This window comes from Serratia fonticola (genome assembly GCF_001006005.1).
GTDB lineage: Bacteria > Pseudomonadota > Gammaproteobacteria > Enterobacterales > Enterobacteriaceae > Chania > Chania fonticola.
Map to the genome: position 1 here is coordinate 630,069 of NZ_CP011254.1, position 14,842 is coordinate 644,910.

Genomic DNA, 14,842 nt, shown 5'->3' on the forward strand with positions numbered 1-14,842 from the left:
TCCCGGTAGCCGATTAGAAACTGAAGGTTGCCGTGGCGACCACTTGACGTTCTGCACCCCAGAAGCAGCCATAGGTGGCGAAACAGCTAGAGACATACTCTTTATCAAACAGGTTGTTAACGTTAAGCGCTACGGAAGAACCTGGCAGGTTGAAGCGTGCCAAATCATATTTGATCACGGTATTCCACACGGTGTAGTCCGGCACTTTGAAGGTGTTGGCTTCGTCACCATAGGTTGAGCCGGTATAACGCACACCCGCGCCCAGCGTCAGGCCACTCAATGCGGTTTCGTGGAAGGTGTAATCCCCCCACAGCGAGGCCATATGCTTAGGAATGATCGCTGGCGTATTGCCCTGGTTGGTGGTGTCTTCGGTGTATTCAGCATCGGTATAGGTATAGGACGCCAGCAGGTTGACGTTAGCCGTCAGCGCCGCTTTGCCTTCCAACTCTACGCCGCGAGAGCGGATCTCCCCGGTTTGCTGCTGGAACCAACCTTTATCGGCATGCTCAACATCCGTGACCAGGTTATTTGACTTGGTCAGTTGATAGATGGCAATGGTGGCAGAGACAGGGCGATCTTTTGGCATGTATTTCACGCCAGCTTCATACTGTTCGCCTTTGGAAGGAACGAAGGCTTTGCCGTCATAACCTGCGCCCACGTTCGGCTCGAAAGATTGCGCGTAACTGACATACGGCGAGATGCCGTTGTCGAACAGATAGTTAAGGCCGATGCGATTGGTAGACTGGTGATCTTTCTGCTCGCTGTAGGGGATCGTAGCCATGTCGGTGCGATCCTCAACGGTGCTCTTAGCCCAGTCATAGCGCGTACCGGCTGTCAGGATCCATTGGTTCCACTCGGCCTGTTCCTGCAGGTAAATACCCACCTGCCGTTGACCATTGACCTTACTGGTTGGGTTTAACGTCCCCTTGGTATAATTACCAAACTGCGGGTTTGCCAGATCCAGTGGACTGGCCACGCCCCAGCCGCCCTGAATATCGTTACTCATGCGCATAAAATCTACGCCAGCCAGCAACGTATGATCCACACGGCCAGTAGCAAACTTGGCCTGGCCTTGGGTATCGACGCTGAAGTTATTCAGGCGCTCATCCGAAGCGATATAGTTACGGTTGAGGGTCGTGTTGTCGGCGTTTACGCCAGTGCCATAGATATTGTTCTGGTTGGTATGCAACTGCATATAACGCAGGTTCTGGCGTACGGCCCAGGTATCATCGAAATCATGAGAGAAGCTGTAACCAAACATGCGCGTCTGGCGCGAATAGAAGTTACTCTTTTCGCCTTCGTTGAAGTTGGTTGGCAGTTTGCCATAAGGCGCGTTGACCACCGTTCCCTGCATCGGCAACCAGCCGTAGTAGCCGAGGTTAGGATCGTTTTGCAGGTAAGAATACAGCGTCAGGTTGGTATGCTCATCGGGCTGCCAACTGAATGAAGGCGCAATGGTATAGCGTTTTTCCTTGGCCATCTCCTGCTGAGCGTCAGCGTCTTTGGCCAACCCGGTCAGGCGGAAGGAATACTTGCCGTCATCATCCAACGCATTGCTGAAATCAAAGCCAGTCTGGAACAGGTTATCTGTACCCATTTTAAATTGGATTTCTTTCAGCGGTTCCGTGGTTGGGCGCTTGCTGATCAGCGAGATAATCCCACCCGGGCTGCTTTTACCGTAAAGCACGGAAGAAGGCCCGCGCAGCACTTCGGCCCGCTCCAGGAAATAAGGATCGATTACGGCTTCGTTAAAATAGTCGCCTTGCAGCTTCAAACCGTCCAGATAGATATTCTGGTTGACCGAGCCAAAACCACGAATATAAACCGCATCATAGACGTTGGAGCTGCCGCGGCTGCCCACCATCACACCAGGGGTGAAGCCTAACGCTTCTTTCACCGAGGAAGGCTGCATAACGTCCATTTGTTCACGCGTGACCACAGACACCGATTGAGGGGTCTTCACCAACGGCGTATCCGTTTTGGTGCCGGTCGCGCTGCGTTTCGCCACGATGGTGCCCACTGGGCCCCAGGCGCTTTCCTGTGAAGCACCACCGCTGCCGCCCCCTACCACCGTAATAGTATCGGCATCCGCGGCAGCCGTCGTCTGAGCTGCAACCGCAGGCAAGGTTAGCGTAGCCGCGATCGTGGCAGCCAAAACGCTTACGGGGAACAAGCCTGATTTGGCCGGTGATGAGGAATGACGCTTGGTCGGCATGTCTGGTTTCTCTGATGTGATTTGATAACGAATGTGAACGATAATAATTATTATAAGCGCGGCATTTTATGCAGAAGGCTAGCGGAACTGCAAGCGTATTTCGGCCGTAAAAAAGCTATGGGATTGGTGTGGTAACCGCATTAACAGAGTGGAAATAAAACCAACAACACAGAAAGGAAAGCCCGTAACAGAACGCTACGGGCTTGATAACACAGTAAAATCAAATGATAAATATGCTTAACATAACGGCTGGGGTTTATTTGCCAAACATATCTTTTATCCAGCCAGCAACGCCATCGGCATCTTTCTGTTCGCCGGCTTGCTGCTGTTGAGTTTGTTGCTGCTCGGCCTGGCTTGCCTGGCATAGCCCCTGCGGGTTTTCAGTCCAAACCGGGATGGTGCGCCAACTGCTGCCACCACAGATAAAGTTACCGGCAGAATCAATCCCCATCTGGCTAATGCCTTCCGGTTGTTGCAGCTTCAGCACCAGCGGCGTCTGGTTTTCCAGATAGCGGCGATACAGCGTCAAAGCACCGTTGGCACCTGTCAATTTGGCTGGGCCGTTATTGTCACGCCCTACCCAGGCAATCGCCACTTCCTTACCGTCGATACCGGCAAACCAGCTGTCACGCAGATCGTTAGTGGTACCGGTTTTAGCGGCCAGGTTGTAATTAGGGAACTTGACCGACAGCGAACGTGAAGTCCCGCGTGCCACACCCTGCTGCATAGCATACAGCGTCAGGTAAGCCGCCTGTGCTGGCACCATACGTTCCGCCTGCGGGAAGCTCTGATACAACGCGGTGCCGTCTTCCGCGATCACTGAACGCACGGCAGACAGCGGCGCGCGGTTACCCCCACTGGCGATGGTCTGGTATTCCTGTGCTACTTCCATCGGCGTCAGGCCGATGGCCCCCAGCAACATGGAAGGCACCGGAGTGATCGCCGATTTAGGAATACCCAACTTTTGCAGGGTCGCGCTGATCTGATCCAGCCCTACCGACATCCCCAGGTTGACCGTTGGCACGTTGAGCGAGTTGGCCAACGCATCCACCAGCATCACCCGGCCACGGAACTGGCGATCGTAGTTATTCGGCTGCCACGAACTGCCATTAGACAGTTTGATCGACAGCGGCTGATCGGCCAGCCAGGTATTGAGCCGATACTTATCCGGTTCCGACAGCGCGGTCAGATAGGTTGGCGGCTTGGCCAGTGACCCAACCAGACGGCGCGCCTGCAGCGCACGGTTAAAACCGGCAAACTGAGGATCGGCACCGCCCACCATGGCGCGAACCTCTCCGGTGAAGCGATCGACAATTACCATCGCCGCTTCCAGATCGTTCACATGACGCGCAGCGCGCAGAGCTGGGATACCGTCTTCCACTGCCTTCTCGGCCGCATCCTGTGAAACCGGATCCAGCGTAGTGAAGATCTTCACGCCGGAAAGATCGTTAACCTTGTCACCCAGCTTGGCCTGCAACTCCTGACGCACCAGTTGCATAAACGCAGGCTGCGGTGAAATCACCCCACCTTTCGGCTGTACGCCCAGCGGGCGAGCGCTCAGCATGTTATACAGCTCAGCGTCGATCACCCCCTGGTTCTGTAACAGCTTGAGCACCAGGTTACGACGCTCCAGCGCCAACTTTGGGTTACGCCAAGGGTTATACAGCGAGGCCCCTTTCACCATGCCCACCAACAGCGCCTGCTGATCCAGGCTCAGTTCATCGACCGGGCGACCAAAGTAGTACAGGCTGGCCAACGGGAAGCCACGGATCTGATCGCTGCCGCTCTGGCCGAGATACACCTCGTTCAGATACAGCTCCAGAATACGGTCTTTGCTATAACGGTAATCTACCAGCAAAGCCATGTAGGCTTCGTTGGCCTTACGCCACAGCGAACGCTCGTTGGTCAGGAACAGGTTTTTTACCAGTTGCTGAGTCAAGGTACTGCCCCCCTGCACCGCACGCCCTGCGGTCAGGTTGGCCACCACCGCACGGCCAATGGAGTAGAAGCTGATACCATCATGCTCGTAGAAATGGCGGTCTTCGGTAGCGATTAGCGTGTCGACCAGCAGGTCTGGGAAACCAGAGCGCGGTACAAACAGGCGTTGCTCGCCATTCGGCGATTGCAGCATGGTGATCAGGCGCGGATCGAGGCGGAAGAAGCCAAAGTTACGCTGATTTTCCATGTTGACGATTTTCGCCAGACCATTGTTTTGGAAATCGAGGCGAGCGTGGATCTGGCCTTCTTTGCCATCCGGGAAATCAAACGGGCGGCGCAGCATCTCGATGCTGTTGGCCTGCACGGTAAACTCCCCAGGCCGGGTCATGCGGCTGACCTGGCGATATTGCATCCCCTCCAGCAGGGCGACCATTTCCTTTTTGCTATACGGCATGCCCGGCTCAAGGTTAACCATGCGGCCATACACCGCCGCCGGTAACTGCCAGACTTTGCCATCGATGCGGCTACGGATCTGGGAATCCAGATAAACACCGTAGATCGCCAGCAGCACCGCAATCACCAGGAACAGTTTTATCAGCAGGCCGAGCCAACGGCGCTTTTTACGCGGCGACTTCGCTTTTACCTTTGGCGGCATGCGTTGTTCCTCTTCGTCGTCATCGTACTCATCATCGTCATACTCATCCTGATACTCGTCTTCTTCATAATCGTCGTCACGTTGACGACGCGCCGCTTTGCGCGGCTGATTACGTTTTGGTTGTTTGCCTTTGCGCCCGATGGGCTCGCGGTCATCCCCAGCCATTGCGGTTCTTCTCCACGCTTGCTGCAATTTATACCCTATGGATTTCAAGCTGCGGCTAGGCGACAAACTATCTCATCCCCAGGAGCTTACTTTTGGGTAAGTGACTGGGGTGAGTTAGTGCAGGTAACAACGCTGCAGCTTGAAAGACGACGGGTCCGTTATTTTGTCGCTTAATCTGTGCCTATGTTGCCGGGCTGAACAGAAGAAACATCTGAATTCGTTACTGGTATTTCTTGGTGCGCCTGGTGGGGGCGGTATTAGCCGGATCGTCTGGCCATACGTGTTTGGGATAGCGCCCCTTCATTTCCTTTTGCACCTCGCGGTACGCCCCTTGCCAGAAGGCGGCCAGATCGCCGGTGATCTGCAATGGCCGGTGCGCCGGAGAGAGTAACTCAAGCACCACCGGGATGCGACCCTCAGCCAACGTTGGGCTACGCTGCTCACCAAACATCTCCTGTAAACGCACCGCCAATACCGGCGGTTTGTCGGCATCGTAGCGGATCGGCAAACGGCTACCGGTCGGCACAGCATAATGAGTTGGCAGGGCATTATCCAGCCGTTGCTTTTGCTGCCAGTCTAACCGGCGGGCCAAGGCTTCAGCGATATTGACCTGCTTTAATCCGCGCAGATCGCGAACGCCGCTCAATGACGGCAGCAACCAGCTTTCCAGGGAGTCGAGCAACGTCTCGTCATCCACCGGTGGCCAGTCGGCCTCTGGCAACCAACGCTGGGCACAGTGTAAACGCAGGCGCAACTGTTCGGCAGCAGTGTCCCAATTAAGCACGACCAATCCCTGGGCGCGGACCCAGTTTATCAGTGCCTGTTGCAGTTCCTCTTCCGCCGGTTTGGCCAGCGGCTGAGCCCGCAGCGTCAAGCGGCCAATCTGTTGGCGCTTCCAGGCCCGCAGGGTGCCCTTTTCCTCATCCCACTCGACGGCTGTCTGGCTACTGACAATCTCGGGCAACCTCGCCACCAGCGCATCAATTTCGATGGGTAACGCCAGCAGGATACGGGCATCCGGGCTGTTATGGCCTTGCAACAGGCTGGGAATAATCAACCAGGGAGCACGCGAGAGCGCTTCGTCCTGAGCCATCGCTGCGCCCAGGCCATTGGCCAACAGATAGCGCCCATCCTGCCCGCGCCGTTGAGCGATACGATCGGCAAATGCCTGCGCCAGCAAAGGAGCGGCCAGATCGGCATCAATCTGCCCACTTTTTTGCGGTAAGCGCTTACTCAATTGCGCCGCCCGGCGTTGCCAATGTGGCTGGGGGCGGCTCAGCCAATAACCGATATCCATCTGTCCACTGCGCGGCGGCTCCTCCAGCAAAGCGGCCAACATCGCCGCCGTGGCTAATCCATCGGCTCCCATCTTGGCACCGGCACACAGCATAGCCGCCAGTCTGGGATCGCAACCCAACCCGGCCATTTGACGACCAATGGTTGTGAGCTTCTCACCGTCGTCGATAGCTGCCAGGGTATGTAATAAACGGCGAGCGGCAGCTAATGCGGCCAACGGCGGCCGATCGAGCCAGGTGAGTTGATCCACATCCACACAGCCCCATTGCAGCAGTTCCAGCCAGAAGCTGGCCAGATCGCTTTGCAGGATCTCCGGCTCGGCATGTTCCGCAGCACGCTCCGCCTGCTCTTTGGCAAACAGATGCCAGCAAATTCCCGACTCCAAGCGCCCGGCACGCCCGGCGCGCTGGATCATTGAAGCCTGGCTGATACGCTGGGTGACCAATCGCGTCAGGCCATTACGGACGTCATAACGTGCTACGCGCTCCAGCCCGCTGTCGACGACCAGACGGATGCCTTCAATGGTCAAACTGGTTTCGGCGATATTGGTCGCCAACACCACTTTACGCCGACCGTGCTGCGCCGGCTGGATCGCCTTTTGCTGCTGTGCCAACGGCAATGCGCCGTACAGCGGGCAGAGATCGGTATCCGCTGGCACCTCGCCAATGAGCCGTTCCTGCACGCGGTTAATCTCCGCCACGCCGGGCAGGAATAACAGCAGCGAACCTGATTGCTCAGCCAACAGACGCTTCACCGCCGAGGCAACGCCATCCTCCAACCGTTGATGGCTTGGCAAAGGTTGGTACTGCCGTTCAACCGGGTAGCTACGCCCTTCCGACACCACCACCGGCGCTTGCGGCAGCAGTTGCGACAGCCGCGCATTATCCAGCGTCGCGGACATGATCAGCAGTTTCAGATCGTCACGCAGCCCTTGCTGCACATCCAGCAGCAGAGCCAAGGCCAGATCGGCCTGTAAACTACGCTCGTGGAATTCATCAAGAATAATCAGCGAGACACCCTGCAGTTCGGCGTCCTGCTGCAACATGCGGGTGAGAATGCCCTCGGTCACCACCTCAAGTCGCGTATGCGGCCCACTTTTGCTCTCGGCACGCATGCGATAGCCCACGGTCTGACCCGGTTCTTCACCCAGCTGTTGCGCCAAACGGTAAGCGACGTTTTTTGCCGCCAGCCGCCGTGGCTCCAGCATGATGATACGCCCCGGCAGCCCGGCTTTTGCCAGGATCTGCAACGGCAGCCAGGTGGATTTCCCGGCACCGGTGGGGGCATGCAACAACACCTGTGGGGCAGATTGCAGTGCGGCAAGCAGCTCATCAAGAACCGCGCTGACGGGCAGTGAGGACACAAAACTCTCCATGGGGTAGTTAATGGACAGCGCACATTGTAGCATTAGGCTCAGCATTTCATTCATTTACCGGGGTTCCATGTCCAGCTCGCGCCGCCTGTTCTTCGCCTTGTCGCTACCCGATGCCTTGCAGCAGCAGGTGATCCGCTGGCGGGCCGAGGCATTTAAACCCGAAGATGGCCGCCCGGTGGCCGCCGCCAATCTGCATCTGACGCTAGCCTTTCTCGGCGAGGTCAGTGCACAGAAAGAGCTGGCGCTAAAAACGCAGGCCGGGCGTATCACGCAGGCGGGTTTTAGCCTCAATCTGGACGATCTTGGCCACTGGCCGCGCCCCGGAGTGGTATGGTTGGGCAGCAAACGCCCCCCACGCGCGCTGTTACAGCTGGCGGAATTGCTGCGTTCGCAAGCGGCCCGCAGCGGCTGTTATCAAAGCCCGATGCCGTTTCATCCCCATATCACGTTATTACGCGCCGCGACCCAGCCGGTCGCTATTCCTCCTGGCACGCCGGGTTGGCCGTTCAACGCCAGCCATTTCTCTCTCTACCAATCGTCGTTTGAACAGGGCCGTACCCGCTACCACGAATTAGAGCAGTGGCCACTCGGCCCACAGGATAAATCATGATCTTTGACCCACCGCTAAAACCGGCCACGCTCATCAAGCGCTACAAACGTTTTCTGGCCGATGTGATCACCCCCGAAGGTGAAACCTTTACCCTGCACTGCGCCAACACCGGCGCCATGACCGGCTGTGCTACGCCAGGGGACACCGTTTGGTACTCCACTTCGGACAACGCCAAACGCAAATATGCCCACAGTTGGGAGCTGACACATACCCAGGCTGGCGACTGGATCTGCGTCAACACCCTGCGCGCCAACACCCTGGTTCGTGAAGCTATTGAACAGAATATAATCAGTGAATTATCCGGTTACAGTAAAATCACCGGCGAAGTGAAATATGGCGGCGAAAACAGCCGTATCGATTTGTTATTACAGGCAGAAAACCGGGTTGACTGCTATATTGAAGTTAAGTCAGTCACACTATTGCAACATCAACAGGGCTACTTCCCTGATGCCGTAACGCTGAGAGGGCAGAAGCATCTGCGTGAGTTGCAAAACGTGGTTGAACAAGGGCAGCGGGCGGTGCTGTTCTTTGCCGTGTTACACAGCGGCATCGATCGGGTCACCCCAGCAAATCATATTGATGAGCATTATGCGGTGCTACTAGCGCAGGTTCAGCAGTTGGGAGTGGAAGTTGTTTGTTACGGGGCAAAATTATCACCTGACGGTATCTCGCTAAGCGCTAAGTTACCGTTTTTTATTGGCTAGCGGTGCCGGGCACAAATAAATCGACAACCGGATATTGCTTCGCCAAATACGCCTTCCTTCACACCATTGTCAAGCAGGCGACAGGAATAATTGCCATCCCTCTTCCCTTCTGTTATTTATAGCGGCCTGTTTTTCCCCCGTATTGGGGATTCGACATACCCTACTAGCATTAAAGGGTATAGTGCGTGTGTATGTAGGAGAAGCAATATGCAAGAAGGGCAAACCCGTAAAACCTCGTCCTTGAGCATTCTCGCCATCGCTGGGGTGGAGCCGTATCAAGAGAAACCGGGCGAAGAGTACATGAACGACGCCCAGTTGACGCATTTCAGGCGCATCCTTGAAGCATGGCGCAACCAACTCAGGGACGAAGTCGATCGTACCGTGTCGCATATGCAAGAAGAGGCAGCCAACTTCCCGGATCCGGCAGACCGTGCCACTCAGGAAGAAGAGTTCAGCCTCGAACTGCGTAACCGTGACCGCGAGCGCAAACTGATCAAAAAGATCGAGAAAACGCTGAAGAAAGTAGAAGACGATGATTTCGGCTTCTGCGAGTCTTGCGGCGTGGAGATTGGCATTCGTCGCCTTGAAGCGCGTCCGACTGCTGATTTGTGCATCGACTGCAAGACGTTGGCCGAAATCCGCGAAAAGCAGATGGCCGGCTAAGCAGTTGTTACCTCCTGCGGCGCGTGCCAATAACGCGCGCCGCACAGAGTTAAGGGAAGCAATCCCTTCAGATATGCTAGCAAGTCACTATGTGGGGCGCTTTGCCCCATCGCCTTCCGGGGATCTGCATTTCGGTTCGCTGATTGCCGCTCTGGGAAGCTACCTCCAGGCTCGTGCTCAACGCGGGCAATGGCTGGTACGTATTGAAGATATCGACCCTCCGCGCGAAGTCGCCGGAGCTGCCGGGCGTATCTTATCCGCACTTGAACACTATGGTCTCCACTGGGACGGCCAGGTCATCTATCAATCCCAACGCTCTGAAGCTTACCGCGCAACCCTTGATTGGCTGCAACGCCAGGATCTCAGCTATTACTGCACCTGTACCCGCAGCCGCATCCAGCAGATCGGCGGTTTGTACGATGGTCATTGCCGCCAGTTACGGCTTGGCCCGCAGGGTGCCGCAATCCGCTTACGTCAATCAAACCCGGTGTATGCCTTCCACGATCGGTTGCAGGGCGAGCTACGGGCCGATCCGGCGCTGGCACAGGAAGATTTCATCATCCGCCGCCGCGACGGCCTGTTTGCCTACAATCTGGCGGTGGTGATCGACGATCATTTTCAAGGCGTGACCGAAATCGTCCGCGGTGCCGATCTGATCGAACCCACGGTGCGCCAGATTGCGCTGTATCAGCAATTACAGGCACCGGTTCCCGACTATGTGCATTTGCCACTGGCGCTGGGGAATAACGGCATTAAACTGTCGAAGCAAAATCATGCTCCCGCGCTGCCCACTGGCGATCCACGGCCAGTACTGGTTGCTGCCCTGAAGTTTCTGCGCCAACCGCTGCCAGAAAACTGGCAAGATCTTGATCTGCCGTTATTATTGAGCTGGGCGGTTGAGCATTGGCAGTTGGCAAATGTGCCACGTCAGCAAGCGATCCCACAGTGTGAAAACACAACGGCATTCTCAAAACAGCCGGGGTAAGCTATGATTAGCCGCTATTTTTGTTAGCGCCATTTTTATCCGTCACTATCGAGGTGTACCATTTTTACCCGAGTAGCCAATTTCTGCCGTAAGGTACTAATCCGCGATGACAAGTTGACCCGCGAAGATGCGCCGGCCAGCGATAAAAACCAAGTCCGCGAAGAAAGCGCGCCTGCAGAACCGTTAGCAACAACGCCACCGCGCTCTACCGAGAGCGGCAGGGAAACACCTGCCCGCCGTCCGGCGCCGCGTAAACGCCCGCCATTTGTAGCCGCAGAGGGAACGCGCTCAATGACCGTTATCCCCCGCGATCAACATGCGATCTCGCGCAAAGATATCAGCGAAAATGCGCTGAAGGTGCTGTATCGCCTGAATAAATCCGGCTATGAAGCCTATCTGGTCGGCGGCGGTGTACGCGATCTGTTGCTCGGCAAAAAGCCGAAAGATTTCGACATTACCACCAACGCTACCCCAGAGCAGGTGCGCAAACTGTTCCGCAACTGCCGCCTGGTCGGCCGCCGTTTCAGGCTGGCGCACGTGATGTTCGGGCCGGAAATCATCGAAGTCGCCACCTTCCGTGGCCACCACGAACAGAGTCAGGAATCTGACAAGAACTCTTCCCAGCAGGCCCAGAACGGCATGCTGCTGCGCGATAACATCTTCGGTACCATCGAAGACGATGCCCAGCGCCGCGATTTTACCATCAACAGCCTGTATTACGGCGTAGCCGACTTTGCCCTGCGTGATTACGTTGGGGGCCTGCGCGATCTGCAACAGGGCGTTATCCGCCTGATCGGCGATCCGGAAACCCGCTACCGCGAAGATCCGGTGCGGATGCTGCGCGCGGTACGCTTTGCCGCCAAGCTGGATATGACCATCAGCGAAGAAACCGCCGAGCCAATTCCACGCCTGGCCTCGCTGCTGCACGAAATCCCACCGGCTCGCCTGTTTGAAGAGGCGCTGAAGCTGCTGCAAACGGGTTACGGTTACCAGACCTACCTGAAGCTGTGTGAATATCAGCTGTTCCAGCCGCTGTTCCCATTGATCGCGCGTAACTTCACGCCGAATCACGACACGCCGATGGAACGCATTCTTGAGCAGGTACTGAAAAATACCGATCATCGCCTGCAAAACGACAAGCGCGTCAACCCGGCGTTCCTGTTTGCCGCCATGCTGTGGTACCCACTGCTGGAGCACGCACAGAAACTGGCGCAGGAAAGCGGCCTGGCCTATTACGACGCCTTTGCCCTGGCCATGAACGATGTGTTGGACGAAGAGTGCCGTTCACTGGCAATCCCCAAACGAATCACTACACTGGTACGTGACATCTGGCAACTGCAGTTACGCCTGTCCCGTCGTCAGGGCAAGCGTGCGCACAAACTGATGGAACACCCTAAATTCCGTGCGGCGTATGATTTGCTGGCACTGCGTGCCGAAGTGGAAAACAACCCGGAGATGCTGCGTCTTGCCGAATGGTGGGATGAATTCCAGGTGGCCACCGCGGCCCGCCAGAAAAACATGCTGAGCACGCTAGGCGAAGATCCGGCACCGCGTCGGGCTCGTCAGCGCCGCCCACGCCGCAGGTCTCCAAATAACGAAGGAGCATAATGATCCGCGTTTATATCGCGCTGGGTAGCAATCTGGCGCAACCTTTGCAACAGGTGAAGACCGCGCTGGAGGCGTTGGAGCATATTCCACGCACCCGTCTGATCGTTTGTTCACCGCTGTACCGCACCAAGCCGCTGGGGCCACAGAACCAGCCGGATTATCTCAACGCGGTGGTGGCACTGGATACCCAGTTGCCACCGGAACAGCTGCTCGATCACACCCAGGCGATTGAACGCAATCAGGGCCGAGTGCGCAAAGATGAACGCTGGGGCCCTCGCACGCTGGATCTGGATATGATGTTGTACGGCGATCTGGTGATCGACACCGAACGCCTCACCGTGCCCCATTACGGCCTGAAAGAACGTGAATTTATGCTCTACCCGCTGGCGGATATCGCTCCGGATCTGGTATTCCCAGACGGTGAAACCCTCGCGGAGTGCTTACAACGCGTGCCAAAAAACGGCATGACGCTGTGGCATCAACCCAAGGGTTGAATACCACTCCCAGACAACGTTAACGTCGCGATAAACCCACCTTCCGTCCGATTGGCAAAGCTCACCCGCAGTCCGTGCAAGCCGGCAATCCGCTGCACAATGGACAAACCCAGCCCGCTTCCCGTCTGTTCCTGCCCCGGTGGGCGATAAAAGCGCTCCCCCAGTCTTTCCAGATGCTCAGCCGTGACGCCAGGGCCGTCGTCCTCCACCGTCAGTTGCCGCTGGCTGAGCGTGACCGTTACCGTGCCACCGGCCGGAGTGTAACGTATCGCATTGTCCACCAGATTGCGCACCAACAACGATAACAGCAGCGGCTGGCCCGATAGTGCAGGAGGTTCGCCCTGCTGCTGGTAACGCAGTGTGATCCCGGAGGTATGCGCCTGTCGATCCAGCTCCGCCAGGGTCATCGGCACCAGTTGGCACCAGTCGACCAAGGCCAGATCGTGCAAATCGGCGAGCGAGTCCAGCCGGGACAGGGTGAGCAGTTGGTCCACCAGGCGCGTGGCTCGATCGATACCCACCGTTAGGTTATTCACTGCATGTTCACGCATGGGCACATCGTCCCCCGCCAGTTGCACCACCTCGGTCTGCACCCGCAATGCGGCCAATGGGCTGCGCAACTCATGGGCAGCATCCGAAGTAAACCGACGCTCACGCACCAGCAGGCTATTAATGCGCGTAAACAGCGTATTCAGCGCTTCCACCAACGGGCGCACCTCACTGGGTACCTGGTGTGCATTCAGCGGCGTAGCATCGTCTGGAGCTCGTTGGCGTAGGCTGGCGGCCACCTCACGCAACGGTCTTAGCTCGCGGCCAACCATCAGGGCGATCAGCAACATCAGGATCGGCAACGTCACCAGCCAGGGCAGCAACTGCCCCATCACCAACCCCAACGCCATATCATGCCGATAATCCCATTCCTGGCCGACCACAATGCGGTAACGCCCATCCGGGCTGGTGAGCCATAGCAACCGCCAACTGTCGCTATCTTCTTTGCGTTGACCATCGACAAATCCTTGTCGCTCACCGTCAAACTGAAAATCCTCACCGTTCTCACCGTCGTTGAGCAGCATGCGCCCATCGTGGGAAAAGATGGCGAACGCCAACGCATCATCGTCCTGCTCTCCGCGCTTGCCGTGGTTCAGCATCTTCTTGGTTTTTGGCAGGCTGCGCACTTGCTGATTAGCCAGCAAATCCCCCAGATCGGCGGTCGCCAGCCGTTTGGCAAACAGCATCTGTTGGGTGTCGAACACTTCGTTGATATTGTGGCGCGTCATCATCCACGCCACCATGCTGGCGGAGCACCAGGTCAGCAATGCCAGCAGGCTGAAGATCAGGATCAGCCGCAACCGCAAACTCAATGACTTCACGGTTCATCCCCCAACGTGTAGCCCACGCCATGTACGGTGCGGATAAAACCATTACCCAACTTGCGCCGCAGATGATGGATATGGACCTCAACCGCGTTACTGCTCACGTCGTCATCCCAGTTATACAGTTTTTCCTGGATCAGCGGCCGTGCCAGCACACGCCCCTTGTTGTGCAGAAACAGTTCCAGCACCGCCAGTTCGCGCGGGGTCAGCGTCACGGGCTCACCGTTGCAGCTCACGCTGCGGGATGCGGCATCAAACACCAGGTTGCCGTGGACCAGTTGAGGCGTCAGTTGCCCATGGCGGCGGCGGATCAACGCCTGTAACCGCGCGGCAACCTCCGTTAGAGCAAAAGGCTTGCACAGGTAATCATCGGCTCCGCTTTGCAACCCGCTGACACGCTGTTCCAACGCGTCACGCGCGGTCAGGATCAGCACCGGCACATCCTGCCCGGCCTGACGCCACTGGCGCAGCAGATCCAACCCGTCCAACCCCGGCAAGCTGAGATCGAGGATCACCGCATCATAAGGTGCACTGTCCAGGGCGTTCTTACCGACGATGCCATCGGTAAACCAGTCGAGGTTAAACCCCAGCTTGGTCAAGCCCGCCTTGATGCCATCACCGATCAGTTTGTCATCTTCAATCAACAGAATTCTCATGCGCTCTCCCTTTGGACAGACCATTACATCATAAGCTTCTTAAGAACATCTTAACCATCAGCATCGGAGCTACCCACCCCTGAAGGGTTACAGTAGAATGACAAC

General features: G+C 56.8%; 11 protein-coding genes. 6 read left to right on the top strand and 5 right to left on the bottom strand.

What is annotated here, in order from left to right; translation table 11 throughout:
• Positions 1-13: 13 nt before the first annotated feature.
• From fhuA to hrpB, 3 genes are all read right to left on the bottom strand, one after another.
• A complete protein-coding gene (gene fhuA, locus WN53_RS02690; protein WP_024484358.1) occupies positions 14-2,215 on the bottom strand; it encodes a ferrichrome porin FhuA in 2,202 nt (733 codons plus the stop codon).
• Between the two features lie 256 nt (positions 2,216-2,471).
• Positions 2,472-4,973 (bottom strand): bifunctional glycosyl transferase/transpeptidase, encoded by a 2,502-nt coding sequence (gene mrcB / locus WN53_RS02695; RefSeq protein ID WP_024484357.1) that lies wholly within the window; start codon positions 4,971-4,973, stop codon positions 2,472-2,474.
• A 220-nt stretch (positions 4,974-5,193) separates the two neighbouring features.
• Positions 5,194-7,644 (bottom strand): ATP-dependent helicase HrpB, encoded by a 2,451-nt coding sequence (gene hrpB / locus WN53_RS02700; RefSeq protein ID WP_235166955.1) that lies wholly within the window; start codon positions 7,642-7,644, stop codon positions 5,194-5,196.
• Positions 7,645-7,711: 67 nt separating this feature from the next.
• Between hrpB and thpR the strand changes: the two genes are divergently transcribed.
• From thpR to folK, 6 genes are all read left to right on the top strand, one after another.
• Positions 7,712-8,254, top strand: a complete 543-nt coding sequence (thpR, locus tag WN53_RS02705) for an RNA 2',3'-cyclic phosphodiesterase (protein ID WP_024484355.1) — start codon at positions 7,712-7,714, stop codon at positions 8,252-8,254.
• Positions 8,251-8,958, top strand: coding sequence for a DNA/RNA nuclease SfsA (gene sfsA, locus WN53_RS02710; protein WP_021806247.1), 708 nt, complete (start codon positions 8,251-8,253; stop codon positions 8,956-8,958). The genes thpR and sfsA overlap by 4 nt, the downstream gene beginning before the upstream one ends.
• Before the next feature lie 207 nt (positions 8,959-9,165).
• Positions 9,166-9,621, top strand: coding sequence for an RNA polymerase-binding protein DksA (dksA, locus tag WN53_RS02715; RefSeq protein ID WP_021179742.1), 456 nt, complete (start codon positions 9,166-9,168; stop codon positions 9,619-9,621).
• A gap of 73 nt (positions 9,622-9,694) precedes the next feature.
• A complete protein-coding gene (gene gluQRS, locus WN53_RS02720; RefSeq protein WP_024484353.1) occupies positions 9,695-10,606 on the top strand; it encodes a tRNA glutamyl-Q(34) synthetase GluQRS in 912 nt (303 codons plus the stop codon).
• 291 nt (positions 10,607-10,897) lie between these two features.
• Positions 10,898-12,214 (top strand): polynucleotide adenylyltransferase PcnB, encoded by a 1,317-nt coding sequence (gene pcnB / locus WN53_RS02725; protein WP_024484352.1) that lies wholly within the window; start codon positions 10,898-10,900, stop codon positions 12,212-12,214.
• On the top strand, positions 12,214-12,708 hold the full coding sequence (gene folK, locus WN53_RS02730) for a 2-amino-4-hydroxy-6-hydroxymethyldihydropteridine diphosphokinase (protein ID WP_024484351.1): 495 nt from the start codon (positions 12,214-12,216) through the stop codon (positions 12,706-12,708). Before pcnB ends, folK begins: the two co-directional genes overlap by 1 nt.
• On the opposite strand, the gene qseC is transcribed toward folK, so the two are convergent.
• Together qseC and qseB are read right to left on the bottom strand one after the other, a co-directional pair.
• Positions 12,693-14,078 carry a quorum sensing histidine kinase QseC gene (gene qseC, locus WN53_RS02735; RefSeq protein ID WP_024484350.1) on the bottom strand — a complete coding sequence of 462 codons (1,386 nt, stop codon included), beginning with the start codon at positions 14,076-14,078 and terminating at the stop codon, positions 12,693-12,695. The genes folK and qseC overlap by 16 nt on opposite strands.
• The gene (qseB, locus tag WN53_RS02740; protein WP_024484349.1) at positions 14,075-14,737 is read right to left on the bottom strand and encodes a quorum sensing response regulator transcription factor QseB; all 663 of its coding nucleotides are present in this window, start codon (positions 14,735-14,737) and stop codon (positions 14,075-14,077) included. Before qseB ends, qseC begins: the two co-directional genes overlap by 4 nt.
• Between the last annotated feature and the right edge of the window lie 105 nt (positions 14,738-14,842).

Bases quoted from the DNA above. Each gene is read 5' to 3' on its own strand.
- fhuA (WP_024484358.1), bottom strand. From the start codon at position 2,215: ATGCCGACCAAGCGTCATTCCTCATCACCGGCCAAATCAGGCTTGTTC.
- mrcB (WP_024484357.1), bottom strand. From the start codon at position 4,973: ATGGCTGGGGATGACCGCGAGCCCATCGGGCGCAAAGGCAAACAACCA.
- hrpB (WP_235166955.1), bottom strand. From the start codon at position 7,644: ATGGAGAGTTTTGTGTCCTCACTGCCCGTCAGCGCGGTTCTTGATGAG.
- thpR (WP_024484355.1), top strand. From the start codon at position 7,712: ATGTCCAGCTCGCGCCGCCTGTTCTTCGCCTTGTCGCTACCCGATGCC.
- sfsA (WP_021806247.1), top strand. From the start codon at position 8,251: ATGATCTTTGACCCACCGCTAAAACCGGCCACGCTCATCAAGCGCTAC.
- dksA (WP_021179742.1), top strand. From the start codon at position 9,166: ATGCAAGAAGGGCAAACCCGTAAAACCTCGTCCTTGAGCATTCTCGCC.
- gluQRS (WP_024484353.1), top strand. From the start codon at position 9,695: ATGCTAGCAAGTCACTATGTGGGGCGCTTTGCCCCATCGCCTTCCGGG.
- pcnB (WP_024484352.1), top strand. From the start codon at position 10,898: ATGACCGTTATCCCCCGCGATCAACATGCGATCTCGCGCAAAGATATC.
- folK (WP_024484351.1), top strand. From the start codon at position 12,214: ATGATCCGCGTTTATATCGCGCTGGGTAGCAATCTGGCGCAACCTTTG.
- qseB (WP_024484349.1), bottom strand. From the start codon at position 14,737: ATGAGAATTCTGTTGATTGAAGATGACAAACTGATCGGTGATGGCATC.